The 25,615-nt window shown below is 63.9% G+C and carries 28 protein-coding genes and 1 tRNA gene; 11 read left to right on the top strand and 18 right to left on the bottom strand.

All coding sequences use genetic code 11. From position 1 onward, the window contains the following. Positions 1-40 precede the first annotated feature (40 nt). Positions 41-481 (top strand): DUF2240 family protein, encoded by a 441-nt coding sequence (locus VI234_RS02890; protein WP_008311569.1) that lies wholly within the window; start codon positions 41-43, stop codon positions 479-481. Further along, positions 481-825, top strand: a complete 345-nt coding sequence (locus tag VI234_RS02885; protein WP_008311568.1) for a hypothetical protein — start codon at positions 481-483, stop codon at positions 823-825. Before VI234_RS02890 ends, VI234_RS02885 begins: the two co-directional genes overlap by 1 nt. 53 nt (positions 826-878) lie before the next feature. Here the strand turns inward: VI234_RS02885 and VI234_RS02880 are convergent, their stop codons facing one another. Beyond that, on the bottom strand, positions 879-1,361 hold the full coding sequence (locus VI234_RS02880; protein WP_049943000.1) for a hypothetical protein: 483 nt from the start codon (positions 1,359-1,361) through the stop codon (positions 879-881). A gap of 121 nt (positions 1,362-1,482) precedes the next feature. On the opposite strand from VI234_RS02880, the gene pyrF reads away from it, so the two are divergent. Further along, positions 1,483-2,316 (top strand): orotidine-5'-phosphate decarboxylase, encoded by an 834-nt coding sequence (gene pyrF, locus VI234_RS02875; protein WP_336329189.1) that lies wholly within the window; start codon positions 1,483-1,485, stop codon positions 2,314-2,316. Here the strand turns inward: pyrF and VI234_RS02870 are convergent, their stop codons facing one another. Continuing rightward, entirely contained in the window at positions 2,317-2,517 is a 201-nt protein-coding gene (locus VI234_RS02870; RefSeq protein WP_008311563.1) for a hypothetical protein, read from the bottom strand. An 83-nt stretch (positions 2,518-2,600) separates the two neighbouring features. Between VI234_RS02870 and VI234_RS02865 the strand changes: the two genes are divergently transcribed. After that, entirely contained in the window at positions 2,601-2,789 is a 189-nt protein-coding gene (locus VI234_RS02865) for a hypothetical protein (protein ID WP_008311561.1), read from the top strand. Here VI234_RS02865 and trpG read toward each other — a convergent pair. The 4 genes from trpG to trpD are packed head-to-tail and all read right to left on the bottom strand — an operon-like array spanning position 2,786 to position 6,676. Further along, positions 2,786-3,409 carry an anthranilate synthase component II gene (trpG, locus tag VI234_RS02860; protein WP_008311559.1) on the bottom strand — a complete coding sequence of 208 codons (624 nt, stop codon included), beginning with the start codon at positions 3,407-3,409 and terminating at the stop codon, positions 2,786-2,788. The genes VI234_RS02865 and trpG overlap by 4 nt on opposite strands. Beyond that, complete coding sequence (gene trpE / locus VI234_RS02855; RefSeq protein ID WP_336329188.1) at positions 3,406-5,043, bottom strand: anthranilate synthase component I; 1,638 nt, start codon at positions 5,041-5,043, stop codon at positions 3,406-3,408. Before trpE ends, trpG begins: the two co-directional genes overlap by 4 nt. After that, complete coding sequence (locus VI234_RS02850; RefSeq protein ID WP_008311555.1) at positions 5,040-5,684, bottom strand: phosphoribosylanthranilate isomerase; 645 nt, start codon at positions 5,682-5,684, stop codon at positions 5,040-5,042. Before VI234_RS02850 ends, trpE begins: the two co-directional genes overlap by 4 nt. Beyond that, positions 5,681-6,676, bottom strand: coding sequence for an anthranilate phosphoribosyltransferase (gene trpD, locus VI234_RS02845; RefSeq protein ID WP_008311553.1), 996 nt, complete (start codon positions 6,674-6,676; stop codon positions 5,681-5,683). The genes VI234_RS02850 and trpD overlap by 4 nt, the downstream gene beginning before the upstream one ends. 178 nt (positions 6,677-6,854) lie before the next feature. On the opposite strand from trpD, the gene VI234_RS02840 reads away from it, so the two are divergent. Next, a tRNA-Val gene (locus VI234_RS02840) sits at positions 6,855-6,929 on the top strand. A gap of 283 nt (positions 6,930-7,212) precedes the next feature. Then, the gene (locus VI234_RS02835; protein WP_008311551.1) at positions 7,213-7,566 is read left to right on the top strand and encodes a hypothetical protein; all 354 of its coding nucleotides are present in this window, start codon (positions 7,213-7,215) and stop codon (positions 7,564-7,566) included. Positions 7,567-7,577: 11 nt separating this feature from the next. On the opposite strand, the gene VI234_RS02830 is transcribed toward VI234_RS02835, so the two are convergent. Both VI234_RS02830 and VI234_RS02825 read right to left on the bottom strand, forming a co-directional pair. After that, positions 7,578-8,069 (bottom strand): HTH domain-containing protein, encoded by a 492-nt coding sequence (locus VI234_RS02830; RefSeq protein ID WP_008311549.1) that lies wholly within the window; start codon positions 8,067-8,069, stop codon positions 7,578-7,580. Between the two features lie 181 nt (positions 8,070-8,250). Then, the gene (locus tag VI234_RS02825) at positions 8,251-8,571 is read right to left on the bottom strand and encodes a lycopene cyclase domain-containing protein (protein WP_014040839.1); all 321 of its coding nucleotides are present in this window, start codon (positions 8,569-8,571) and stop codon (positions 8,251-8,253) included. A 108-nt stretch (positions 8,572-8,679) separates the two neighbouring features. On the opposite strand from VI234_RS02825, the gene VI234_RS02820 reads away from it, so the two are divergent. Then, the gene (locus VI234_RS02820; RefSeq protein WP_050007162.1) at positions 8,680-9,822 is read left to right on the top strand and encodes a CBS domain-containing protein; all 1,143 of its coding nucleotides are present in this window, start codon (positions 8,680-8,682) and stop codon (positions 9,820-9,822) included. Between the two features lie 17 nt (positions 9,823-9,839). Here the strand turns inward: VI234_RS02820 and VI234_RS02815 are convergent, their stop codons facing one another. Together VI234_RS02815 and VI234_RS02810 are read right to left on the bottom strand one after the other, a co-directional pair. Next, positions 9,840-10,853 carry an NADP-dependent oxidoreductase gene (locus VI234_RS02815; protein WP_049943038.1) on the bottom strand — a complete coding sequence of 338 codons (1,014 nt, stop codon included), beginning with the start codon at positions 10,851-10,853 and terminating at the stop codon, positions 9,840-9,842. Between the two features lie 189 nt (positions 10,854-11,042). Next, positions 11,043-13,268, bottom strand: a complete 2,226-nt coding sequence (locus VI234_RS02810; protein ID WP_008311543.1) for a CDC48 family AAA ATPase — start codon at positions 13,266-13,268, stop codon at positions 11,043-11,045. A 200-nt stretch (positions 13,269-13,468) separates the two neighbouring features. Between VI234_RS02810 and VI234_RS02805 the strand changes: the two genes are divergently transcribed. Then, positions 13,469-13,885 (top strand): universal stress protein, encoded by a 417-nt coding sequence (locus tag VI234_RS02805; protein WP_336329187.1) that lies wholly within the window; start codon positions 13,469-13,471, stop codon positions 13,883-13,885. A gap of 46 nt (positions 13,886-13,931) precedes the next feature. After that, a complete protein-coding gene (gene larC, locus VI234_RS02800; protein ID WP_336329186.1) occupies positions 13,932-15,266 on the top strand; it encodes a nickel pincer cofactor biosynthesis protein LarC in 1,335 nt (444 codons plus the stop codon). Here larC and VI234_RS02795 read toward each other — a convergent pair. Beyond that, complete coding sequence (locus tag VI234_RS02795; RefSeq protein WP_336329296.1) at positions 15,263-16,072, bottom strand: hypothetical protein; 810 nt, start codon at positions 16,070-16,072, stop codon at positions 15,263-15,265. The genes larC and VI234_RS02795 overlap by 4 nt on opposite strands. Before the next feature lie 163 nt (positions 16,073-16,235). Between VI234_RS02795 and VI234_RS02790 the strand changes: the two genes are divergently transcribed. Together VI234_RS02790 and radB are read left to right on the top strand one after the other, a co-directional pair. Beyond that, positions 16,236-17,066, top strand: coding sequence for a hypothetical protein (locus tag VI234_RS02790; RefSeq protein ID WP_008311539.1), 831 nt, complete (start codon positions 16,236-16,238; stop codon positions 17,064-17,066). Between the two features lie 54 nt (positions 17,067-17,120). Further along, the gene (radB, locus tag VI234_RS02785) at positions 17,121-17,831 is read left to right on the top strand and encodes a DNA repair and recombination protein RadB (RefSeq protein WP_008311538.1); all 711 of its coding nucleotides are present in this window, start codon (positions 17,121-17,123) and stop codon (positions 17,829-17,831) included. Positions 17,832-18,152: 321 nt separating this feature from the next. Here the strand turns inward: radB and phoU are convergent, their stop codons facing one another. From phoU to VI234_RS02750, 7 genes are all read right to left on the bottom strand, one after another. Beyond that, positions 18,153-18,833 carry a phosphate signaling complex protein PhoU gene (gene phoU / locus VI234_RS02780; protein WP_014040846.1) on the bottom strand — a complete coding sequence of 227 codons (681 nt, stop codon included), beginning with the start codon at positions 18,831-18,833 and terminating at the stop codon, positions 18,153-18,155. Positions 18,834-18,959: 126 nt separating this feature from the next. Beyond that, positions 18,960-19,271: a hypothetical protein gene (locus tag VI234_RS02775; protein ID WP_008311535.1), complete on the bottom strand. Its 312-nt coding sequence runs from the start codon at positions 19,269-19,271 to the stop codon at positions 18,960-18,962. 57 nt (positions 19,272-19,328) lie between these two features. Beyond that, on the bottom strand, positions 19,329-20,660 hold the full coding sequence (trkA, locus tag VI234_RS02770; protein ID WP_008311534.1) for a Trk system potassium transporter TrkA: 1,332 nt from the start codon (positions 20,658-20,660) through the stop codon (positions 19,329-19,331). Positions 20,661-20,819: 159 nt separating this feature from the next. Further along, entirely contained in the window at positions 20,820-20,948 is a 129-nt protein-coding gene (locus tag VI234_RS02765; protein ID WP_004957274.1) for a hypothetical protein, read from the bottom strand. Positions 20,949-21,345: 397 nt separating this feature from the next. Further along, positions 21,346-22,059 (bottom strand): DUF7344 domain-containing protein, encoded by a 714-nt coding sequence (locus VI234_RS02760; protein WP_049942999.1) that lies wholly within the window; start codon positions 22,057-22,059, stop codon positions 21,346-21,348. A 485-nt stretch (positions 22,060-22,544) separates the two neighbouring features. Then, positions 22,545-24,245, bottom strand: a complete 1,701-nt coding sequence (locus VI234_RS02755; protein WP_336329185.1) for a helix-turn-helix transcriptional regulator — start codon at positions 24,243-24,245, stop codon at positions 22,545-22,547. A gap of 108 nt (positions 24,246-24,353) precedes the next feature. Next, positions 24,354-25,112, bottom strand: coding sequence for a helix-turn-helix domain-containing protein (locus tag VI234_RS02750; RefSeq protein WP_336329184.1), 759 nt, complete (start codon positions 25,110-25,112; stop codon positions 24,354-24,356). Between the last annotated feature and the right edge of the window lie 503 nt (positions 25,113-25,615).

Raw genomic sequence — 25,615 nt, 5'->3', positions numbered from 1 at the left:
ATCGTAATCGTTACCCCCGCGCCGACCGGTTGCTCTGACGATGAGTCTGAAGACGGCCGTCGCCGCGCCGTTCCGCCAGCGTGGAACCGACCGGATGGCGGAAAGCGAGTTCGTCGTCGCGCTCTCGCTGGACCGGAACTGGTTCTCGCCCGACCAGGCCAAGACGCTGGTGGACGTGGCCGCGAGCGAGGGGCTGGTCGAACGGGACGAGGACGACCTCGTCGTCGCTTTCGACGCGACACACACCGCGATTCCGGACGGGTTCACGCCGGGTGAGGAAATCCTGCAGTCGCGGTCGACGTTCGAGCGGGTGCTCGACGCGGTCGTCGAGGCCGGCATCGAGAAACAGACCGCTGTCGCCGGCATCAACGCGCTCCAGTCCGACATCGGTGTCACGCTCGAGGCCGCGGCCGTGGTGTACGCGCGGAGTGAGGGTGTCGACGTCGAAGCCATCGCTGCGGACGTTCGGGAGGAGCTCTAATGGTCAAAGACAGGATCGCTGACGGCCGACGGATCGGACAGTTACTCGCCTCGGAGCTGACCGGCCTCCAACGCGGGCCGCTCTCAGGCGTTTCTGTCGTCGATGCCGACAGGGACGTGGACCCGACGCCGGACGGGGCCTTCGCCTACCGCGTGACGGCCGACGACGCCGAAGTGGCAGTCGTCGAGGTAACGTCGGCGACGGCTCGGTTGGTCCTGGAGCGAGAGCCCGCAACCGTGCCGGAGCGCGATGATCTCACCGTCGACGGGACGACAGTTGTCGTTCACAGCGGCGCAGCGGTGAAAGCCGCGGTCGACGTGCTGGAGCAGTCCCTCTCGGAGTAAGACGGGTTTTTCGACCGAAGGAGACGATTGGACTGCGGCCGAAATATCTGCAATCAGTGGCGGCTCGGCTCGGCAATAGCCGCAGATGTCCATGCGACGAAGCCAGTGAGGACGAGCACGGAGCCGAGTACCGCTGTCGCGGCAGCGATAGCAAGCACCAGCGTCGGGAGGCCGAGCGGCGTTCCGACGGCGATGACAATCGGTGTCGCCGTGATACAGAGCGAGCCCAGCGCGACGGCCCGGCGCTGTGTCGTCGTTAGTTCGATGCCGAGATGGAACAGCGACCCGGGCTCCGGGTCGGGAGCGGCGAGGCCGAGACACAACAGCGGAACGCCGATAAACACCAGCGTTGCCGCGACAGCGTACGACCAGAACAGCCACTGACCGGACGCGGGCGCGAGCGACAACAGCGCGCCGACGGCCACGAGCAGGACACCGCCGACGAGTCCGAACTGCCGCAGCCGCGGGTCGTCCAGGGCTTCGCTCAGGTCTGGGAGGGTCTCGGCCACATGGCCGACATCCATGAAACGGTCCATGAGCGCGCTTCTACCTGCGGTGTGAAATAGACAGGGGAGAAAATATCAGATCTGATTCCGCCGAAGCGGGACACGACGCGAGAAGGAAACGCTTGTATCGCTGCCAGCCGCCGCGGTATCTATGCACTTCTTCGACCGTCTCGCGGACCGCATCGCGACCGCCGACAGCGTGGTGTCGGTCGGCCTCGACCCGGACCCCGACCGCCTCCCAGACAGCGTGCTGGACGCCGACCTCCCGCGCTGGCAGTTCAACCGGCGAATTATCGACGCGACCCACGAACACGCCGCCTGCTACAAGCCAAACGCCGCCTTCTACGAGGACGCCGACGGCTGGCGCGCCCTCGAAGAGACCATCGCCTACGCACACGGGAAGGACGTGCCCGTGCTGCTGGACGCCAAGCGGGGCGATATCGGCAACACGGCGCGGCAGTACGCCCGGATTCTCGACGACGAGGAGGGGCCTGCGGCCGACGCCATCACGGTCAACCCGTTCCTCGGTCGCGACTCGCTTGAGCCGTTTCTCCAGCGCGCGGACAAGGGCGTGTTCGTGCTGGGGCGTACGTCCAACCCCGGCGGCGAGGACCTCCAGGACCTCGAACTGGCCTCCGGCGAGAAGCTCTATGAGCGCGTGGTCCACCTCGCGGACCTCTGGAACGGGAACGGGAACGTCGGCCTCGTCGTCGGTGCGACCAACCCCGACGAACTCGAAGACATCCGCGAACTGGTCCCGGACATCCCGTTTCTCGTCCCCGGCGTCGGCGCACAGGGTGGCGACGCCGAGGCCGCCGTCGAGCACGGTCTCGCCGACGGCGTCGGCCTCGTCAACTCCTCGCGGGGCATCATCTTCGCCGGCGAGGATGCCGACACGCGGCGGGACGACTCCGGCGACGCGTTCTTCAAGGCCGCCGGACAGTCCGCAAAACAGCTCAAACAGCGACTGAATCAGTTCCGCTAATCAAAACCGGTACGTGTCCACGCCGTCAGGCATATCCTCCGGCGATGTCCGGTCGCTCGGCTGGCCGACCTCCGCACCGCACTCGACGCACATCCCGATGTCCTCGTCCCAGTGGCGGTCACAGACGAGTCGCCCGCATCTATCGCAGGTGTGGTCCACGTCGGGGCGCTCACAGATTTCACACAGTCCGGCTACGCTCATGCGGGTAGCTAGCATAGCTGGCTGTTTGAATCTTTGGCGCAGTGGCCACGAAGTATTTCCCCGTGGGCATTCCTCTCTATACTATGTTGCCACTCCTCCAGCTCGGATCGCTTCCCTCACCGCCGGCGATACTCGTCGGCTTGCTGGCTATCGCCGTGGTGCTACTGGTCGGTCGGCTCGTGATGAAGGTGGCGTGGCGGCTCATCATCATCGCTATCATCGCCGTCGCAGTCCTCTGGATACTCGGAATGCTCGGCTTCCAGGTGATCTAGAGTCCGGCGAGGAAGTTCCGGATCACGTCGTGGCCGACCGCGGTCAGGACTGACTCCGGATGGAACTGAACAGCTTCGATGGGGTGCTCGCGGTGGCGGACGCCCATCACCAGTTCCGTGCCGTCCTCGGTCTCCGTCGTCGCGCTGACGACGAACTCCTCGGGAACGTCCTCTGCAATGAGCGAGTGATAGCGCCCGCCCTGGAACCCCTGTTCCAGTCCCTCGAAGACGCCCTGCTCGTCGTGGTCGATGGGGAACGCTTTCCCGTGAATCGGCTCCGGCGCGCGGCCGATGGTACCGCCGTAGGCGTACACCGCCGATTCGAGGCCGAGACAGACGCCCAGCGTCGGCACGTCGGGGCTGACCGCCCGGAGGACCTCCAGCGTGACGCCGACGTCCCGTTCGTTCTTCGGGTGGCCCGGACCCGGCGAGAGGATGATTGCGTCGGGGTCGAACGCCTCGACGTCTTCGAGCGATGCCGTGTTCCGGACGACTTCAGTCTCGGCGTGTTCGGAGACGTACTCGACGAGGTTGTACGTAAATGAGTCGAAGTTGTCCACGAACAGCACGCGGAGGTCGTCCCTGACGGCGGCTTGGCCTGCGGGTTGAGATGCGCTCATCGGGACACCTCCTCGGGGCCGTCGGCTCCGCTCGCAGCCTCGGCGTCGTCAGCACTCCCAGTCGTGTCGACCGGTTCCCCTTCGATTTCTTTCAGCGCCGTCAGCACGCCGTCCATCTTCTGCTCGGTTTCGACGTACTCGCTTTCCGGGTCCGAATCCGCGACGATGCCGGCCCCGGCCTGGACCGTGATGCGGTCCCGGTCGCCCTCGTCCTCGACCGTCGCTGAACGGATCACGATGGCGAAGTCGGTGTCGCCGTCCCAGTCGAAGTAGCCGACGCCGCCGCCGTAGGGGCCACGCGGCGAGCGCTCCAGTTCGTCGATAATCTCCATCGCGCGAATCTTCGGCGCGCCCGAGAGCGTTCCCGCTGGGAACGTCGCGCGGGCGGCGTCGAAGGCGTCCTTGTCTTCGGCCAGTCGCCCCGTCACCGTCGACTCGATATGCTGGACGTGGCTGTACTTGAGCACGTTCATGAACTCCGGGACGCGGACGCTGCCGGCCTCGGAGACGCGGCGCACGTCGTTGCGCGCGAGGTCGACGAGCATCGTGTGCTCGGCCCGCTCCTTGCCGTCGGCGAGCATCTCGCCGGCGAGGCGGCGGTCCTCGACGGGGGAGTTCCCGCGCGGGCACGTCCCCGCGATGGGGTTCGAGACGACGTGGTCGCCGGCGACGGAAACGAGCGTCTCCGGGCTCGCGCCGACGATAGTCAGGTCGTCGTAGCCGAGCAGATACATGTACGGCGACGGGTTCACCGCCCGGAGCGCCTCGTAGAACCCGAGCGGGTCGACCTCGCCGTACAGCTCGCGGGTCCGCGAGATGACGCCCTGGTAGATGTCGCCCGAGAGGACGTACTCCTTGGCGCGCTCGACGGCGTCCTCGTACTCGTCTCTGGGGCCGGCGACTTCGTCCGCACGGCGGAAGCCGCCAGTCGAAAGCGGCGACAAGTTCGAGAGGACGCCCTCGACGCGCTCGGCCTCGGCGACCAGTTCGTCGTAGCGGTCACCGGCGTCCTCGCCCTGCCTGACAACGGGTGTGAACACGAGCGAGACAGTGTCCTCGACGTGGTCGAAGCGGACCGTCGACGTCGTGAGGACGAACTGGGCGTCCGGGAACCGCGAGTCGGGCCGGTCCAGCCCGACTTCGTCGAGCCAGAGGTCGTAGACTGCGTCGTACGAGAGGAAGCCGACGAGGCCGCCTTCGAGGTGCTGCCGGTCCATATCCGGGAAGTTCCGCAACGCCACGTCGGGCATCGCCGCCCGGAGGTCGTCGACCACGTCGCCGCCGTCGGTCGTCACGAGGTCGGCGTAGCGGTCGTCGAACGCCTCGACCTCGCTGTCGTCGCCGGTCACAGTGACGACGGCGCGCGGGTCGTAGCCGACGAAAGAGAAGCGGGCGTGGCGGTCGTCGGTCTCCGGCGCGAACGCGCCGTCGGGGTCGCTGGAGGCAACCTTCTCGGCGCTTTCGAGCAGGAACGTGTAGTCGTTTGCGGCCACGTCGCTCGTGCGGCCGGTCAGCGCCGCGTACGCGGTCAACGGTTCCACGTCCACGTCCAGTTCCGCGGCCGCCCTGACGACGACCGGGCGGTCGGCCTTGGCGTGTTCGACGAACTCCTCGCGGGAGATGTCGAGGGTCATACCGTACCCTCCGACGCTCGCGTGGCGTTCCGGACGAACCGCTCGACGGCGTCGTGGTCTTTCGTGCCGCCCGAGGACTCGACGCCGCTCGCCACGTCGACGGCGAACGGGTCGACCGCTTCGACAGCCTCGGCCACGTTCTCGGGAGTCAATCCGCCGGCCAGCACGACGGGGACGTCAAGCGAGTCGACGAGGTCGCGCGTGCGCTCCCAGTCGTGTGTCTCGCCCGTGCCACCGCCGCCGTCGGCGTCGACCGAATCGACGAGCAGGGCGTCGGCGTGGGCAGCGTAGTCCTCGATGGCTGGCGCGTCTGCCTCGACCACAGCCACGATGTTCTGGGTGATTCTGCTATCGAGGGCCCCGAGTTCCGCCGGTGAGAGTCCGTCGTGGACCTGCACCGCGTCGGGTTCGATCCTGTCGATGCGCCTGACGGCCTCTTGGACCGTTGTTGGCATCGTCACCAGCACGCTCGTCACGAACGGCGGGACGCCCCCGGCGAGCGTCTCAGCCGTCTCCTCGTCGACTTCCCGCGGTGTGTCGACCGGGACGCCGTGGATGACGCCGACCGCGTCAGCGCCGGCCGCAACGACGGCATCGCGGTCCGTACTGTCCGTCACGCCACAGATCTTCACGCGCGTCATGCACCGATCAGGTCGTCGAGTTTGTCGGCCGCCGCGCCCGACTCGATGGCCTGCCGAGCGTGCTCGACCCCCTCCTCGTGCGTGTCGGCGACGCCGGCGACGTAGATGGCCGCGCCGGCGTTTGCGAGGATGATGTCCCGCTTTGCACCGGTCACGTCGCCAGTGACGATGCCACGGAGGTCGGCGGCGTTCTCCTCGGGCGATCCCCCGGAGATAGCCTCGATGTCGCGTGTTTCCAGACCCATATCCTCCGGAGTGATGGTGTACTCCTCGATCCGGTCGCCGGTGACCTCCGCGACAGCCGTCTCGCCGTGGATAGCGATCTCGTCGAGGCCGTCGCCGTGGACGACCAGCGCCCGCTCGACGTCCAGTCGGGCCAGCGCCTCCGCCATCACGGGCACGAGGTCCGGGTCGTAGACGCCCAGCACCTGCGCGTCCGCGTCGGCGGGGTTCGTCAGCGGGCCGAGGATGTTGAAGACGGTCCGCATTCCGAGTTCCTGACGCGGGCCGATGACGGCTTTCATCGCCGGGTGGAACACGGGCGCGAGCATGAAGCCGATGCCGTCTCGTTCGATAGTCTCCTCGACGGCCGGCGGTTCGGCCTCGATGTCGACGCCGACCTCTTCGAGCACGTCGGCGCTCCCCGAAGATGAAGAAACAGAGTAGTTACCGTGTTTGGCGATGGGGACGCCAGCACCGGCCGCGACGATGGCGCTCGTCGTCGAGACGTTAATCGTGTTGTAGTCGTCGCCACCGGTCCCACAGGTGTCGACAAGCCCCTCCCGGTCCGGTCGAATGGTCCGTGCGGCGTCACGCATCCCCTCGGCGAAGCCGGCGATCTCGGCCTCCGTCTCCCCCTTCGCCCGCAGTGCCGTCAGGAGCGCACCGATCTGTGCCTCTGTCGCATCCTCGAAGACAGTCGTCGCAACGGCTCGGGCCTCGTCCTGTGTCAGGTCGTCACCGTCAGTGACGCGTTCGATGTACTCTTTCATTGTATTCACCAATGGACTTTTTCGTGTTGTAATGTACAAATCCGTACATTGACTTAAGCCTATCGGGACCCCGACTCGCTGCCGTATCTGTGTGGGCAATCAACAGACAACGTGGCGATACGGAATCCGAAACCTTCAATTACACCCACCGGAAACAATGTGGTGTACCTCGCAGTGAGGGTTCGTGGTCTAGGTCGGTTATGACACCTCCTTGACATGGAGGAGGCCGGCGGTTCAAATCCGCCCGAACCCACTACTTCTGTCGCAAGCAAACCGCGAACGACGAATCTACGCGTGAGTGCGGATTTGAACCCTGAAAGACGAACGAAGTGAGTCTTTCTCTGGTTCACAATCCGCCCGAACCCATTTCTGACGACGTAACCGACGAGCGTAGCGAGTCGCGTTCGTCGTCTGTCTCTACTATCGTCGAGTAAGTGATTCCGACGGATGTGTGTTTCAACAGAGTCGGGATGAGACCACCGGACTGACAGAGTCGTCCCATAGTTTCTTGCCCCAACCGGTTTAGAGTCATCTATATGAGAGATCAGGTCCAGTCGGCGGATGCGTTCGAACAATTCGTGCTACTGGCGGTTGCAGAACTCGAAACGGTTGGCGAAACGCCGGCCCACTCCTATCATGTGACCCAGACGGCGAAGGCGCATCTCGCAGATATCGACCGACAGCCGTTCGGCGGCGTCGAGCGCCAGAAGGTCATCTCGGCGCTGGGCCAACTCGCCGACAAGGGGCTGTTACGAACCGAACAGACGGAGTCACCGACGGGGAAAGGACGGCCTGGGTACGAACTGGCCGGAGACCCGGACGAAGTGCTCGAAGTGCTGTCGGCGACAGACGAGTTCACGTCGTATATCGAAACGGTCCGGTCCTCGTAACCGATCCCTCGTTAGACGACGCTCACGCCGCCGCGCTCCTGATCGAGGGCGGGTGGCTGGCCCGCTTCGAGGCGTTCGAGCCGGTCCATAATCGTGTGGACGACATCGCCTTTCGTACAGGGTGCGACGTGGACGAGTTCGTTGCCGTCGTACTCAGCCAGCCCCATGACTGGTAGCGCCATGGTGTCGTACGCCGATTCCGCCACTTCTGAGTCAACGGTCGTGTCCTGATAGAAGGAGTCCAGCGAGACGTTGTTGGTCAGCGCCCACTGCTTGAACTCGGCGACGCGGTTCAGGATGTACGTGCCTTCCTCCGTCCGTGCGGCGGCCGACTGGGGTGCGATCTGCTTGCCCCAAACGATGACGTTGAACCCGTCGATGTGGTCGTTCTCGTCGAGCGTCTGGAGACGGTCGATGACCGCCTCCTGTCGTTCGTGTGCGCCGTCGGGCAGCATCGACCGAACGTACAGCTCGATGTGAGGTGTCGGGATAGTATCACTCATAGCTATCAGACAGCACTCCCGGCTGACACATATAGGTACTGTGAGAGATGTCTGCATAGGACAGATTGTGTCTTCAGACCCTGATACGCACGAAATCACCATTTCCTGTGAGGAGGTCTACTTCCAGTTGTAACGCTAACGCAGGAGTAGTTAACAACTGAAACCAGTATTCGATTACTGACTATTCGGCGTTTGACCCGGACGAAAGACCGTGGAGGTTCTCGTGGATGCCGAGAATGAGTGCGGGAACCACGATCATGAAGATGTGCTCTTCGATGGGAATCCCGAGCAGGTCGACACCGGTCCGGAGTTTGATCGCGAAGACACCGACGGTGAGGGTGTACCAGTCCCAGACGTAGGCAATCGGATAGAGCACGACGATGGTCTTGGCCGCCATCCGGAGGGCGTTCGCACGCCAGAGCAGCACGAGGGCAATACTCCCCCAGACCACCTCTGTGGCCAGATAGGTGTAGGGACCGAAGACGCCGATGTCGGGCAGCATACACTGACCTTAGACCCAAGGGCCTAAAGCTTAGTTCGTCTCTCGGTTTCCGGGGACTAAACCAACCTTGATAACCCCACACGTCGAATCTACGAACTGTGAAGAACGATGGATATTGCTGATATCGCCACCAGAGAGTTTGTCGAGGTTGACGCCAACAAGCGCCTGGGGAAAGTCCGGTCTATCTTCGAACGCGAGAACCCTAAGGGCATTATCGTCACGGAAGACGGTGACTACGCTGGCGTTATCACGCAGAAACAGCTGGTCCAGTCCCACGTCGAGGACAACGCGAAAGCGGGGGCGATGACGCGCTCGGCACCGAAAGTCGAGCGCACCGACGACGTGCGCGAGGTCGCGCGCGTCTTGGTCGAGGGTGGAGTCAAGCTCGCGCCGGTGTTCGAGGCGGACGAGCTCTGGGGTATCGTCACCGAAGACGATATCCTCGACGCGGTTCTCGACAACCTCGACGCGCTGAGCGTCGAGGACATCTACACGCGAGATGTCATCACGGTGTCCGAAGACACCAACGTCGGGCAAGTCGTGAATCTCCTCCGGAAACACGGCATCTCCCGGCTGCCGGTGCTCGGTGACGACGACGGCCTGACCGGAATGGTCACGCGCCACGACATCGTCGACGTCGTCGTCCGGGACATGAACAAGACGACGCGGGGCGACCGCTCCGGCGAGATCGAGCGCGTGCTCGACATGCCCGTCTACGACGTGATGAGCAGTCCGGTAGAGACGGCGAAGCTCGGCGACTCCGTCGAGGACGCCGTCGCGCGGATGCTCGAAAACGACTTCGCCGGGCTCGTCGTCACGCCGGAAGACGATGACACCCACGTCGCCGGCATCCTCACGAAAACCGACGTGCTCCGCGCGCTGACCTACACCGAGGAGGAACACATGGACGTTCAGATTACGAACATCAAACTGCTGGACACCATCTCCCGTGCGGACATCCGGTCCGACATCGAGGCGGTCGCGGACAAGTACGGGGCGATGCAGGTCCAGCACGCCCACGTCCGGTTCCACGAGCACAAGGAGAAACTCCGTGGCACGCCGCTCATCCAGTGTCAGATCCGCCTGCGGACCAACAAGGGCCAGGCGGCCGGCTCCGGCGAAGGCTACGGCGCTGAAACCGCGTTCAACGTCGCGCTCGACAAGCTAGAGCGCAACGTCCTCGAACTGAAAGGCGTCCAGGCCGACGAGGAGTACCGCGGCCAACTCCTCCGTAAGCTCGGCGAACTATAACCGGATACTCGCTTTTTCTATCGCTCGGCGACCTGCACGAGCTGCTTGCCGATGTTCTCGCCCTCGAACAGCCCGAGGAACGCGTCGGGCGCGTTCTCGATGCCTTCGGTGACGGTTTCTCGGTAGGAGATGTCGCCCGAGGCGACCCACTGACCGAGCTGCTTCGTCGCTTCCTCGAACCGCGGCTCGAAGTCGGAGACGAGAAGCCCTTCGACGGTCGCCCGGGACTGGATGACCTGGGTCAGCTTGCGCGGCCCCATCGGGACTTCCTCGCTGTTGTACAGCGAGATCTGTCCGCAGACGGCGACGCGCGCGTCGGTGTTGAGTCGCGTGAACACCGCGTCGGTAATCGGTCCGCCGACGTTGTCGAAGTAGGCGTCGACGCCGTCCGGCGCGGCCTCGTCCAGCGCGGCCCGATAATCGTCGGTCGTCTTGTAGTTGATCCCCTCGTCGAAGCCCAGCTCGTCTTCGAGGAACGAGACCTTCTCGTCGGAGCCGGCGAAGCCGACGACGCGTGCGCCCTGCAGCTTGGCGAGCTGACCCGCCACGGAGCCGACGGCCCCGGCAGCCCCGGTGACGACGAACGTGTCGCCGGCCGAGGGCTGTGCCACGTCTCGGGTGCCGAAGTACGCTGTCAGACCCGGCATCCCCAGAACGCCGAGTGCCGTCGAGATCGGTGCGAGTTCCGGATTGACCTCTGTCAGTACCGGTCCGGGTGCCGTGGCGTACTCCGCCCACTCTAGCTCGCCGGTGACGACGTCGCCCTCGTCAAACCGCGCACCGTTGGATTCGACGACCTCACCGACGACGGCACCCTTGAGCGCGTCGCCCACGTCCCACGGCTCCTCGTACGATTCGCTGTCACGCATCCGGTCGCGCATATACGGGTCCACAGAGAGGTACAACGTCTTGATGAGCACCTCGCCAGGCCCCGGTTCCGGGATCTCTTCCTCGGAAAGCTCGAACGTATCGTGGTCGGGGGTCCCTTCGGGCCGCTTTGCTAGCCTGTAAACGCGGTTAGTGTTCGACATCATCCCCTATACACTTGGGACCCGAAAGGGGGCTTCGAAAGGAGAAACAAACACCGGTTGTATAGTTTATCTAATAATTATCCACGGGTGTTGTGCGGCCGGCGGCAGGGGCATCGCTGATCGGGACTGTCGAAACCGAAAAGCGCGTTCGAACCGCAGCGAGAAACAGGAACTGAGAGCGACGGGGTGTTACTGGAAGCCGATCCGGCCGCCGGTCCCGGCCTGGCGCTGCGGACTGGAACCACCTCTGAACTCCTCTTCCATCTGCTCGTAGTACTCACGGATGTCGTCGGTGATGGTCGGGCGCACGCTGTCCATCGCCTGTCGGAAGTGGCGCATCTCGACTTCCTCCGCGTCGTCGTCCTCGCGGAGAGCCTCAATGGCGGCTTCGCGGGCGATGGATTCGAGGTCCGAGCCGACGAACCCGTCGCTGACTTCGGCCAGTTCGCGCAGGCTCACGTCGGGCGACAGCGGCGTGTCGTCCGTGTGGATCTTCAGGATCTGCTCGCGGCCCTCGACGTCGGGCTCGCCTATCATCACCAGCCGGTCGAACCGGCCCGAGCGGATCAGCGCCGGGTCGATCATGTCCGGCCGGTTGGTCGCGCCGATGACCATCACGTCCTCCATCTCTTCGAGCCCGTCGAGTTCGGTCAGCAGCTGATTGACGACGCGCTCGGAGACGTTCGACCCCATCTCGCCGCCCCGACCCGGTGCGAGCGAGTCGAGTTCGTCGAAGAAGATGATGGTCGGGGCGACCTGCCGGGCCTTCCGGAACGTCTGCCGGATGGCCTTCTCGCTCTCGCCGACCCACTTGCTCAGCAGTTGCGGGCCACGGACCGAGATGAAGTTCGCGTCGGTCTCGTTGGCGACGGCTTTCGCCATGAGCGTCTTCCCGGTGCCGGGCGGGCCGTACAGCAACACTCCCGACGGCGGCGTCACGCCCATGCGCTCGAACTTCTCCGGGGAGTTCATCGGCCACTCGACGGCCTCCTGGACCTGCTCTTTGGGGCCGCTGAGGCCGCCGACGTTGTCCCAGGACATCTTCGGGAGTTCGACCAGCACCTCCCGCATCGCCGACGGACTCACCTCGTTGAGTGCGCCCTTGAAGTCGTCCCGTTTGATTATCATCCGGTCGATGAGACTCGGCGGGATGTCCTCCTCGTCTAAGTCGATCTCGGGGAGGTAGCGCCGGAGCGCCTTCATCGCGGCCTCCTTGGTCAGGCTCTCGATGTCGGCCCCGACGAAGCCGTGCGTGTCCGTCGCCAGCTTGGCGAGGTTCACGTCGTCGGACAGCGGCATGCCGCGGGTGTGGATCTGGAGGATCTCCTCGCGACCCACTTCGTCCGGCACGCCGATCTCGATCTCGCGGTCGAAGCGGCCCGGGCGGCGCAGCGCCGGGTCCACGCTGTCGACGCGGTTCGTCGCGGCGATGACGATGACCTGGCCCCGCGATTCGAGGCCGTCCATCATCGTCAGCAGCTGGGCGACGACCCGGCGCTCGACCTCGCCGGTCACGTCCTCGCGCTTGGGCGCGATGGAGTCCAGCTCGTCGATGAAGATGATCGAGGGCGATTCCTCGCTCGCGTCCTCGAATATCTCGCGTAACTGCTGTTCGGACTCGCCGTAGTACTTCGAGATGATCTCGGGACCGGCGATAGAGAAGAAACTGGCAGAGGTTTCGTTGGCGACAGCCTTCGCAAGCAGCGTCTTCCCGGTGCCGGGCGGCCCGTGGAGCAACACCCCCTGTGGCGGCTCGATGCCGAGCTTCTTGAAGATCTGGGGGTGTTTCATCGGCAGCTCGACCATCTCTCGCACCCGCTGGATCTCGTTCTGGAGGCCGCCGATGTCCTCGTAGGTGATGCCGCCGCCAGTCTTCTCGAAGCCGGAGATCGGCTCCTCGCGGAGTTCCACTTCGGTATCTTCGGTGATGAGACAGACGCCCTCGGGCTCAGTCTCGACCGCGATGAGCGGGATGGCCTGGCCCGGCGAGCGCATGAACGGGTGGTTCGTCGAGGACATCACCGGGACGATGTCGCGCTCGACGACCGGCCGTTTCAAAATCTGCCGTTTGACCATGCCGGCGGCGTCGGAGCCGAACTGGACCGAGGCCTCCTCGGGCGGCGCGAGGACGAGCTTGTCGGCCTTCTCGGCCTCGGCCTTCCGGATGGTGACGCGCTCGCCGATGCCCACGTCGGCGTTCTGGCGCGTGAAGCCGTCGATGCGGACGGTATCGGTGTTCCAGTCCTGCCGGTCGGCCCGCCACACCTTCGCCGCGGTCGTGTCGCTCCCCTCTATCTCGATGATGTCGCCGGGAGAGAGCTTGAGGTGCAACAACGTGTCGGGATCGAGTCTGGCGATACCGCGCCCCGAGTCGTTCGGGTACGCTTTCGCCACTTCCAATTGGACTTCGTTCATAGTAGAGCCTGCTTACAACGAACTCGGGTAGCCCCGGAGATATGCTTTATGCTACCGGCGGGCAAGACGCCCGGCGACGGGTTTATATGACACCTAATAACACACCGCACAGCAGGGGCTAATACCCTCCGGCTTGAGTGGCGGTAACACAGGCTGCCGCCATCGCCGCGTTTCATAAGGCTGGACGCGATAGCGCCGGTATGGTATTTCTCGTTCCCTTCGACGGGTCACCGCTCGCAGACGCCGCGCTCGACCGTGCTGTTTCCTACGCCGCGGCCCTCGGCGAGGACGTCGTCGCCGTCGCGTTCATCCCGACCGGGGCCGACTACGCCGAGCGACGCCGTCGCGTCGACCCGACCGAGGACTTCGCCGCCGAAACTGCCGCGGACGACCTCCGGCGCAAAATCGAGGAGGCGACCGACGACTCCGAACTCCGGTACGACGACGTGAGCGCCCACTCCACCAGCGAACTGTCGACGACGATCAGACAGACTGCCCGCGACGTCGACGCCAGCGTCGTGTTCCTCGGCAGCGACGACACCGAGGACATCGTCGTCCCTATCGGCGAAGTCACGGACGGCGAGTCCTACGACGTCCACATCGTCCGCCGGGCCTGAGGGCATAGCAGGAGGGCTTTTACTGGCGCGGCCTGACCCTCCGGGTATGCGAACACTCGCTTTCGATGGCCGGATGGGCGCGGCCGGTGATATGCTGCTTGGCGCGCTGCTGGCTGCCGGGGCCGACCGCAAAGCCCTGTCGCCGGTCGAGGACGCCCTCTCTATCGAGTATGCCGTCTCCGAGGTAGACCGATGCGGGATCGCTGCAACGCGCGTCGAGGTACTGCTGACCGACGCTGATAGCGACGGCGATGGGTCCCACGCCCACGACGACCACTCGCATTCTCACTCTCACGACCACGACGAGGGACACGGCCACGCTGGGGACGACCACTCCCATTCCCACGCCCACGACGACCACAATGACCACGTCCACACCCACGCCGAGGGCCACGGCCCGAACCGAGCGTACGCCGAGGTCGTCGAACTCGTTGAGGAGATGGACCTGCCGACGGCCGTCAGAGCGGACGCACTGGCGATATTCGAGATACTCGGCGAGGCCGAGGCGTCGGTCCACGGGACGGACCTCGACGACACGCACTTCCACGAGGTCGGGGCCGACGACGCCATCGCCGACATCGTCGGGGCTTGCCTCCTGCTCGATGACCTCGACGCCGAGCGGGTCGTGACGACGACGCTGGCGACGGGCGGCGGGAGCGTGGAGATGAGCCACGGCACCTACCCGGTCCCGACTCCCGCGGTAGTCGAGATCGCCGAGCGGGCCGACTGGTCGCTGCAAGGCGGCCCTATCGACAGGGAACTCCTGACGCCGACCGGCGCGGCGATTCTCGCCCACGTCGCGGACGGCACCGAGTCGCTGCCGTCGCTCGACATCGACGCGTCGGGCTACGGCGCTGGCGGGTGGGACCTCGACGACCGCCCCAACGTCCTGCGGGCGATGGTCGGCGACGGCGCGGGGCGGCTCCGTCGCGACGAAATCACGGTCCTCGAAACGAACGTCGACGACGTCCCGCCCGAGGTGCTCGGCGACCTCCAGCGCTCGCTTGCAGAGGTCGGCGCACGCGACGTGTCGATAGTGCCGACGACGATGAAGAAGTCCCGGCCCGGCCACATCGTCAAAGTCATCTGCAGACCGGAAGACGCTGAGCGAGTCGCGCGTCGCCTCGCTGAAGCGACCGGGACGCTCGGCGTACGCGAGTCCGGGGCCGGCCACCGCTGGGTCGCCGACCGGGAGTACGAGACGGTTGTGCTCTCCGTCGACGGCGAGGAGTTCGAGGTCACGGTCAAGATCGCAAGCGACACCGACGGCACGGTGTTCGACGTGAGTACGGAGTACGACGACGCCGCGGCCGTCGCGGACGCGACCGGCCTTCCCGTTCGTGAAGTGATGCAACGGGCCGAGCGGATGGTTTCGCGTTAACCGCTCTCGTTGGCTGTTTCGTCTTCTGAATGGGCCGCTTCCTCACCGCTTTTCGCCTCGCTCCCGCCGGCCGGGCTATCGCTGTCGTGTTCGGCCAGCGCCTCCTCGACGGTGAGCGCGCCGGTCGCGACCTGCCGGGCGAGGTCCTCGCTGATGGCCCGGTTCGTGTCGCTTTCCTCCCGCGAGCGGTCCTTGATCTTCTGGAGTTCCCCGGCCGTGGGCTCGATGGTTCGGCTCTCGATTTCCTCGCCGTCGAGGCGGGCGATGTTGACCGCGGCCAGCACGTCACCCATCCCGCGCGCCCCGGAGCCCAGGTACGGCGTCGTCCCCGTTTCGTCGACCAGCTCCACCGGCACGGACTGGATGTCATCGATGATGCGCGCGCCGACGAGCCGCGCGCCGTCGCCGATGCGAACGACTGGATTGACAGCGTCTTCGACCTCCTCGCGGACGATTTCGCCGGCCTCAGCCGCGGGCACCTGAAACGCTGCGACGACCATGTCGCCGTGGAGAATCGCGACGCCCGGTCGCTCGCCGGGGTCGATACCGATGACGGTGCGACCGTCGCCACCGCGGAGTGTCGAAATAACGGCTTCGACGGCCCGCCGCGGCGCGTCCGGGTCCGCCTGTACGACATCCACACCGTGGGGGATTTCGACCGACTCCCCCGCCGCGATGACCGCGACGTCCGCCCCTTCTGGCCACTCGTCGCCCGGTTCGATAGTCGTGAACGCGACGCCGCGGTCGCGGAGCTCGTTCACGACGCCGTGGTACACTTCGAAATCCTCGGTGGCGACGACAATCACGGCCGGATTTCGGACGCCGATCACTTACAGATGTGGGAGTCCGGTGGTCCATATCTGTGTTTCAGATAGTTATGAGAAGGATAAGGATGCAGTTAGATAGAGGCCGTCTGTGCATCTACTACGTTTGATAGATTTTTTATGACAGGTGGCTGGACTGTTAGTGATGCGTTCGGCGGCCAGTACCGACCGGGGGGAGACGGAGTCCGACCCGCTGTTCGGCGGAGTCAGCGGCGCCTATCTGGGCTCGATGCTGGTACCGCCAGTCATACCGCTCATCGAGCGTGTCGGCGTCACCGAAGCCGGGACGCAATATCTGGCGCTGATCGGAACCGTTGGCCTCGTGACTACCGTGACGGGCTGGGTACTCTCCAGTCGACCACCAGTGGCCGTTACACTCGGCGCGACTCGCGCACGCTGGCTTCCGTCGGCGATTGCGTTCGCGTACGCCGTCATCGGCTTCGCGTCACTTGAGACGACTGGCGTCGTCGGCGTGCTGGCGTTCTTCCTCGGCCTGCTGGCCTTTCTACTCGGAGGCGCTATCGCAGTCATGGCACAGACGCGGTACACCGCCGCGGTCACCGCCGGCACGGAGGAGGTGACTCGCTGGCGGGCGAGCTGGCCCGAGTCCGCGCGGCGGCGGCGGTTGTACGTCGGCGGGGCCGTTGTCGGCGTCGCGGCCGTCGGCGTCGCAGTCGGTGCGGTGTTCGATCTCGCCCTGCTCCAGTACACCGGTCAGGTGCTGTTCCCGTCCGGGTTCGTTCTCCTCCCGACGGGCGGGACCCGAACCGCCGTCGCGACTGAGCGCGGTCTGGAAATCAGGCTTCCGGTGGCGAGGTGGTTCTACGCTTGGAACGAACTGGAATCCTACGACCTCGACTCCGAATCGCTCGTTATCACCCGCAGATGGGGATCAGACCTGCGGTTTGCGACGGCTGACATCGACGACGTGTCGCTCGTCGAGTGGACGCTGGCCGAGCGGCTTTCGGACGACTGACAGCAGCCCAATCAGGTACCAGCGTTTTTATCCGAACCTGCCCAACCCTTGCTCGTGAGCGAGTACGTCCCGACCGGGTGTGATGCAATCGACGACCTCCTGGGTGGTGGGCTGGAGCGCGGCGCGGTCACGCAGGTGTACGGCCCGCCAGCGGCCGGGAAGACTAACTTCGCCCTCTCGGCGGTGATGGAAGTCGCCGCCGCAGGCGACGCGGCGCTGTACATCGACACTGAGGGCCTCTCGGCCGACCGCATGGAGCAGGTCGCCAAAGGTCGCGCACGCGGGACGGCCCAGACGGTGGACGACCTCGCTGGCCGACTCATCATCACCGAGGCGCTGGACTACGACGAGCAGGCCGAGGCTGTCCAGGACGCCGCCGAGTTCGCCGCCGAGGTCGAACTCATCGTGCTGGACAGCGCAACCGGGTTCTATCGGCTCCGCCGGGACGACGAGGACGGCGGCGAGACGCTGCGGGACGTGGCCCGCCAAATAACCCATCTGCTCTCGCTGGCCCGCAAACACGACATCGCCGTCCTGTACACGAACCAGGTGTTCACTGACCCGGACAGCGACCGCTCGACGGCGCTGGGCGGCCATACCCTCAATCACTGGTCGGGCGCAATCGTCCGCCTGGATCGGTTCCGCGGCGGCAACCGCCGCGCCACCCTGGAGAAACACCGCGCCAAACCGGCCGGCGACACGGCCCAGTTCCGTATCACCGATGCAGGACTCGTGGGCGACGACACACCCGAGACGCCGAAGTAGGCTTTTCGTCGAGAAGCGTTGCTGTCAGGCGCGCCGCCGTCGCGGCGACGGCCGCGTCGCAAGCGCGAGGGACGAGTCGCACAGGCGAGCGGAGCGAGCCGAGCAACGCAGTCGGCTGGGGAGGCGTGTGGCTGTCGCGGTTTTGTGGCTGGTGTCGGTACTCGAACGCATACCGCGCGAGCGGAGCGAGCGCGGTTTCACTCCGAGCGCGCTCGCAGAGCGCGACTCGGAGGTCGTTTTTAGCGTAGATTTTTGCGAACCCACTCCCCGCAGCGCGCTCTTTGAGCGCGCGAGGAGAGGGGGTGACGTAAAAAGGTACTCTCAGTAGATGAGGTCGTCGTCGTTCTCGACCATGTACAGCGTCCGCGCGGCGATGTTGACAGCGTGGTCCCCGACCCGCTCGATGTCCCGAATCGTCAGCAGGAGGCGGGACACGTCGGCCATCAGCTGCTCGATTTCTTCCTCGCTGGAGTCGGCGTCGATCTCACGCTCGATGAGGTCGCGCACGACCGTCTCGGAGGCGGCCTCACAGCGCTCGTCGACCTCGTCGTCGATGTCGGCGATAGCGTAGCACTGGTCGGCGTTCTCGTCGCCGTAGGCCTCCATGGCGTTTTCGACCATCTCGATCGTCACATCGGCGACGTCCTGAATGTCGACCTCGGGGTACACGTCGCGTTCAGCAGTGAGCGAGTACTCGCCGAGGTTCGTGGCGAGGTCGCCGATGCGTTCGAGGTCAGTGATGATCTTGAACGACGCGGCGATGAAGCGGAGGTCGGACGCGACCGGCTGTTGCAGCGCCAGCAGGTCGATACAGTCCTGTTCGAGGTCGAGATACAGCTGATTGATCTCGTGGTCGCCTTCGATGACCTCCCGAGCCATCTCCTCGTCTTTCTGTTCGAGCGCATCCAGACCGAGCCGGAGCCGCTCGAGAACGATCTCTGACATATAGAGGACGTCCTCGCGGAGCGAGTTCAGTCCCTCCTGATAGGAATCGCGTGGCATAGTCCGGAATGTGCTGGTTGTATGCATCAGCCTTTCCCTTCTCCCAATATCTCCCGATACCGACCGGCGCGACGGTAGCAGCGGGCGTACTATGCAGGGACAGGCATGCTCGACAGCGAAAACCGCCTACTGTGACACTGCCTCGGTGTCGTTACGGGGATGAACGTCCAGCGTCGTCGCGTCGCTGAGTGCCGTTCCGCCCTCGACGCGCTCGACGCGCAACACCACGTCCTGTGGCGTTGCACAACCACAGCTCACGAACTCGTCCCACTCATCGCCAACAGCCACTGGGCCGCCGTGGGCGCGTCGGAGGTACTGTTGGTAGGTGTCCCCGCGGAGTTCGTCGGCTATCCACTCGGTGTCGACGCCGGACCACGGGTTCCCATCGGCGGTGCTGGGGGCAAACGAGAGCACGAGACGGTCCGCAACGGGAGCCATACACTGGCTGAGGCGGGAGACAGGCTTAGTCCCTTGGGAGCGCCCTCTTCGGCGCGGCTACAGTTTGTCGTTGACCGCTTCCAAGCAGTGGGCGTCGACGAACACCACGACGTGATCGCCGGGTTCGATGACGGTGTCACCACGGGGGATGACCAGTTCGCCGCCGCGGCTGATGGCCCCGATGACCACGCCGGTCGGCAGTTCCTGCACCGATTCCTGGATCGGCCGCCCGGCGAGGACGCTGTCGGCGGAGATCTCGATTTCCAGCACCTCGGCGCGGTCGGATTCGATGATGGCGACCTTCGTCGCGTCGTACTCCCGGGTGAACCGCGTGATCTCCTCGGCGGTCGTCTCGCGGGGATTGACGGCCACGTCGACGCCGACGGCCTCGAACAGGTCGACGTACTCGCCGGAGTTGACGACGGCGACGGTTCGCTCCGCACCGAGTCGCTTGGCCAGCAGCGTCACCAGAAGGTTCTTTTCGTCGCTGTCGAGCGTCGCAACCACGGCGTCGGCGTCTGAGACGTGTTCGCGCTCGAGGAACTCGCTATCCGTTGCATCACTCTCAAGCACGGTGGTCCCCTGCAGGTCCTCCGCGAGTTCGCGTGCCCTATCGTGGTTCTTTTCGATAAGCCGGGGCTTGATCCCTCGATCTTGAAGCAGTCGCGCAGTGTGATAGCCGACGTCGCTCCCGCCGACGATGAGGACGTTCTGGGTTGTCTTTGACTCCGGCGCGATTTCAGTCGCGAACAGACGCACGCTCTCGCGGCTGCCGATGACGACGAGATCGTCACCGGCTTTGATCACCGTCTCCCCGCGCGGGATAATGACTTCGTCGTCGCGCAGTACGGCAGCGAAGGTCAGAGATTCGTAGCGGTCAGCCTCCGCGACGGTCAGGTCCGTGATAGGACTGGATTCGCGAACCTCGAACTCCCCCATCTGGACCTGTCCGTCAACGAACGTTTCGACATCGCGCGCGCCGGGGAGCCCGATGACACGGGCGATGTTTTCCGCAGTGAGCAGGTTCGTCGCAACCATGTGGTCCACACCGAAGGCCCCCTCTGACTTCTCCCAGGTCCGGAGGAACTTCGCGCTCTTGACGCGGGAAATGGTGAACGGATCAGCCGCCGTTACTGCCGTCCCACAGGTGACGATGTTCGTCTCGTCGTCGTCGGTACTGGCGATGAGAACGTCGGCTTTCTCGATACCGGCCTCCGCGAGCGTGTCGAGTTCCGCGCCATCCCCTTCGACGCCGAGGACGTCGGCCTCGTACATCAGGGCCTCCACGCGGTCAGGGTCGATATCTACGACGGCGACTTCGTGGCTTTCGGCGAGGCTCTCGGCGATGTTCGAACCGACCTCGCCCGCGCCGACGATTACGATATACACGGCTGCGCCTCCGCCTGATACATGTGCATCAGCTTTCCACCGATGGGTGAAGTGTATTTTCATCCGGGCGGCGGGCCAACCCCATCGGGGCGGCCGGGCTATCGAACCCGGCGATGAACGAGGGCTGATTCATCGGTGAAGATGTAACCTTCGAGCCGCTTACGGCTCATCTCGGAGCGGCACGTCTAACCAGGGACAGAGGGCTGACCGACGTTGGAACCGTTCGACTGAATCGAACGACTCTTTCGTCTCTTCGATCGCCTTTCGCATACTGGCGTAGTCGGTCATACACACTTCATCTGTCGCCCCACCGTTTGATTATATGCTTCTTTACGCCTGCTATCTACCCGGTAGACGCGTACTTCTGTCGGTCGCTCGCGCCGATCCGTTCGTCGAACCGACCGCAGCAACTGTGACGCGATAGCTACACAGACTCTTGTCTAGGGTTCTGGCCAACGCGTAGCGGACACTTGGCGGACCGTTCGCTTAGTAGCAGGTGACTACTCTCCCGTCGCTAGTCGGTGTGACTGCCACTCACCGTCACGCTGGCAGCTTAGTGACTATTTGTAGACGTGGCTGTGGACGCGAGTACGAGAAGATGGACTGCACTAGATCCGACTGTCGGCAGCAAGCGTTATCGCCCTCCGGATGTGCCACTGTGTCACGCATCTCTCCAGTACGTAGCTTATTTCTCCGTATCGAGAGCGGCCCGCAGACGGTCAGCAAGTGACTGTGGTGCCGACAGTGAGAGCCGATGGCTCATCGCCAGTGCTACAAACACCACGCTCACGACGAGCGCGACGGCGATGCCCGGCACTGTGACCCCGCTAAGTGCGAGTCCGCCGACGGTAATCAGTGTGGCACACGCGGTCCCGAGATACCGACCTGACCACCGCTCATCGGCCGAGGTGTGAGCACCTGTCCGGTCGTGATCGATGACGGACTCAGTCGACGGCGTCGACTCCGCGTCCGGCGTCGACAGGAGCGATGGTTCCTCGTCGAGATACCCGTCGAAGGAGTCCGCGAGTGCGGTCGCTTCGACGAGTCCGCGGTCCTGATTGTAGTTGATGACGCCCGCGTCGTCCATCTTCGGGAGGTGGGACTGGTACAGCGCGATGTAGACGCGCTGACGCTGTTTCGAGCGGAGCGAATCGACCGTCGTGTCGTGTTCCAGCGCCGCGATGTGTTCTGCGATGTCGCTCATATCGGCCGGCTCGTCGCCGGGGTGTTCGTGGAGGTACTTGAGGACCAGGCGGCGGCGACGACACTGGAGGACGTGGAAGAGGTCGTCGCGGGTGAGTTCGTCGCCCGATGTGGACTCCGAAGACGACGACTCCTCTGTCGCGGACTCCTCGGCCTCAGTTGTCGTGGGGTCGGAAGTCGTTTCAGCTATGGACATGTTCGCTCGTTCCTTTTCCAGCAACCGACATATACCGGGTCGACTGTTCCGCCGATTGCGACTGTTTCACCGATTTAACGGGTCGATAATGGCCGACTTACCCGGGGCCAACGTGCAATAAAACAGCGTTCTGAAGTGCCTGCACCTATTTGCTGGGGGTTTCGGGTCAAGAACTCTGTTCCACGGCTGTTTCACACAGCATACTAAATTGTTTCATCACTACGACGGCAAATAATGTCTACAAATACACATATGTGCAGTTGCGGTAGGCGTTGTTTCTCGGGCTAATTCTGCTGTTTGTCGGCCATAGAAGGATCAGAGGGCGAAAGTTACCGTTTCTATGTGCCTGTCGGCTATCGGTGTGGCTTCAGTTACGACTGTCGTGACAGTGGCGAATAGTTTCACTTGGTGGAGACACACCCGCAAAACGCCGGTAGCGAACAGTGATGCCACTATCGACCCGGCTATCCGAGCCGTGAGCCAGTTTATCCGCCGGGCGTCGGTGGCTTGATATCGCCCGCGTGTGGCGAGTTCGCGGCTGCGGGTTTCGCCCGCTCCAGACAGATGAGGTTCTCCCGGCCGAGACGGATCTTGACGACCTCGTCGTCGTCGACCATCCGCGAAAGGAGGCGGCTGACCTTCGCTTTCGACCAGTCCGTCGCCTCGACGATGTCGGTCTGATGCATACGGCCGTTCTCGACTTGCAGCATCAGTTTCACGAGCCGCGCGTCAGGGGTGAGTTCCCAGTCGGCTTGCTCGAAGGCCTCAGCCGCGGTGTCCGCGTCGATATCTGTACGGTCAGCTCCGGCCACTCTGTCCGTCGCCTCGATTTCACGGTTGACCTCGATAATCTCTCGGTCCAGTTCGAGGCGGCGATAGATGTACAGTCTGGCCGCCACGGAAAGCTCCGTGACCCAGCCACGCCTGATCGCCGCGATTGCCACCCCGATCCCAATGAGGAACCCAAGAAGCGAACTCGTCACCCAGACTGGCGTCAGCATGCTGTTCGGGTTCGTTCCCCAGGCGACTTCCTGCCGATCAGTCAGGAAGTCACCGTCCGAATCGGCCGCGAGCGGGTCCGTTCCGAGGTCCGAAACCTCGCGCCCGTCGCTGAGACCATCGCCGTCCGTATCAGCGGTGGTCGGGGACGTGCCAGCCGCCAGTTCCTTTCCGTCGTCGAGGCCGTCGTCGTCCGTATCGCTCTCGGTAGGTGCGGTGCCTGTTTCGATTTCTGTCCCGTCTGTTACCCCATCTCCGTCAGTGTCCGCGACTGTCGGGTCCGTGCCTATGGCCAGCTCTCGCCCGTCGGCGACCTCATCGGCGTCAGTGTCAGCCTGTACTGGGTTCGTGCCAATCTCCAGCTCCCGACCGTCGAGAACACCGTCGTCGTCCGTGTCTGCGTCGGTCGGGTCGGTCTTGCCGGACGCCTCTCGCTGGTCGGACAGCCCATCGCCGTCAGTATCGGCGACGGTCGGATTCGTCCCAAGTGACAGTTCGCGCTCGTCCGACATCCCGTCGCCGTCCGTGTCGCTCTGTCGCGGGTCAGTACCCTGTTGAAGCTCAGTCCTGTCGGCGACACCGTCTTCGTCAGTGTCTGCGGCCGCTGGGTCCGTCCCGTGCTGGTGGACTTCCGCACCGTCCGTCAGCCCGTCGCCGTCAGTGTCAGCATCAGTGAGATTTGTCCCCTGAGAGACCTCGTTGCTGTTGTTGAGCCCGTCGTCGTCAGTATCACCGGCACGCTGAATCGGCTGTAGAGACACCGACTGCCGATCTAGCGTGGTGTTAGAGCTCGTGTTGGAGAGCGAGATAGAGAGATCATCGAGCCCCGCCGTTCCGGGGGTTGTGAGGGCTGCGATCCCGTTCGGGCCGACCGACGTACAGGCCGACCCGTTCGCACGCGCACAGACTGAGAGGTTTTCATGCGGCGAACTGACGGTCACTGCGATCCGATACCCGCTGACCCGCTCGCCGTCTATCCGTTCCCAGACGAACGCGGTTCCGTTCGGCCTGTCCGCAGCAGCCTGTGTGGGCTCGACCGACTGTATCGCCGGCGCTGTTTCGTTGCCCGCCGCTGTGTATTCAGCATACTGCCCGGCGTCCGCTGCGGTAGCGACACCAACGGAGACAGACGCGACTGTCAAGAGGAGGAGTAAAGCGCAGATCCCGCTCACGATCCGGTGTCTCATACAGTACGAGTGTCACAGCGGGACAATATCCTTTTTGGCATATAGTCTCCTTGTCACTTCGAGCCACACCTGATACTTCAATGATGGTTTCCGCTGCGTCCCAACTACTTACTCATCGGATAATCCGAGCTCCGACCCAACGACCTGATCCATCCCCCGCCGAATCCGCTGTGACATCGCCGATGGCGAAATGTCGAGTTTGTCCGCCAGCTCAGCCTGTGAGATGCCACGGGGCACGTCGAAGTACCCCTCTCTGTGTGCCGTCTCGAGCGCGACTTGCTGGTCTGCGGTCAGTCCGCATACGCCGGCGTTTGCCTCCCCAGAGGTCCAGTACAGTCGATCAAGTCGAAACGTGATATTCCGTTCAGAGCACTCAGATCGGAACTGCGACAGTGCTGCTCGCGACCGAAACTGCGCCTGTACCTGCCACTGTCCACCCGTTCCTTCGATGTCGAGCACCCGTCCACCGGCGCGGACGAGCGAGGGTGTGAGTCGGACGGCGCTGTCGGCCACCTTAACCCGATAGACGCGGTTCGTCTCCGTCCAGTCTAACACGACGGGCTCGCATACCGTGCTGTCTCCCTCCAGTTCTGTCTCGAACTGGTCAAGACTCTCACCAACGGCCTCTATCACCAGAAAACTCGACGTCCCGTCGTCGACCATCTGTTCCGGACGGACTGTTATGTCCGGACTGCTCTCGACTGCCTCCGTCAGAACCAGCTCCGGATGACTCAGACACAGATCGACACCGAGGCTTTTCTCCCGTGGTGACCCATCCGTCTCCGATGGGCTTGCCGGCCCGTATCCAGCACCATCGACTGGCTGGTCTGCCTCGGTTGCCGACCCCTGGTCGCCGGTGTTGCGCATGTGGACACCAGACGAATCGGGCACAAGGACATTATCACTATACAGATAGTGTCTGAAAATCGAGGGGCTATACTAATAGCCACTCTGTGGGTCCGGTGTTTGATCACTTTTCAAGACAGAACAGTATCTTCCAATAACAGGTTTCGCCGGGACAACTCAAACTGAATGAAATAAGTCCTACTTCACGGTGGTTCCGGACTGGCTTTGAGTAGGGTACTGTCCCACGAAATCAGCCGTATTGGCCGGTCAGATACGGCATACACCAGCTGGGTCATCCACCAACCTAGTCAGGTACGACAGCGGTCATTCATCTTGTTCTGGTGGTGTTGACGTGGGGTGGACACCCGCAGATTGACAAAGGACGGTGTTCGGTCGGTTTGTCGGTCTCAGCTGGTCTATTCCAACCTTGCAAGTCATACGAAACGGAGGGGTCGGTGCAATCAAGCAGTTGGGTACCAGTTGCTATACTTGCAACTTCGCTGCGTTGACTGGCCGCAGCCGGG

The organism is Haloarcula sp. CGMCC 1.2071 (assembly GCF_037078445.1).
Taxonomy (GTDB): domain Archaea; phylum Halobacteriota; class Halobacteria; order Halobacteriales; family Haloarculaceae; genus Haloarcula; species Haloarcula amylolytica.
Note: the sequence above shows the minus strand (reverse complement) of the source record. Positions and strands in the feature narration are given on the sequence as shown.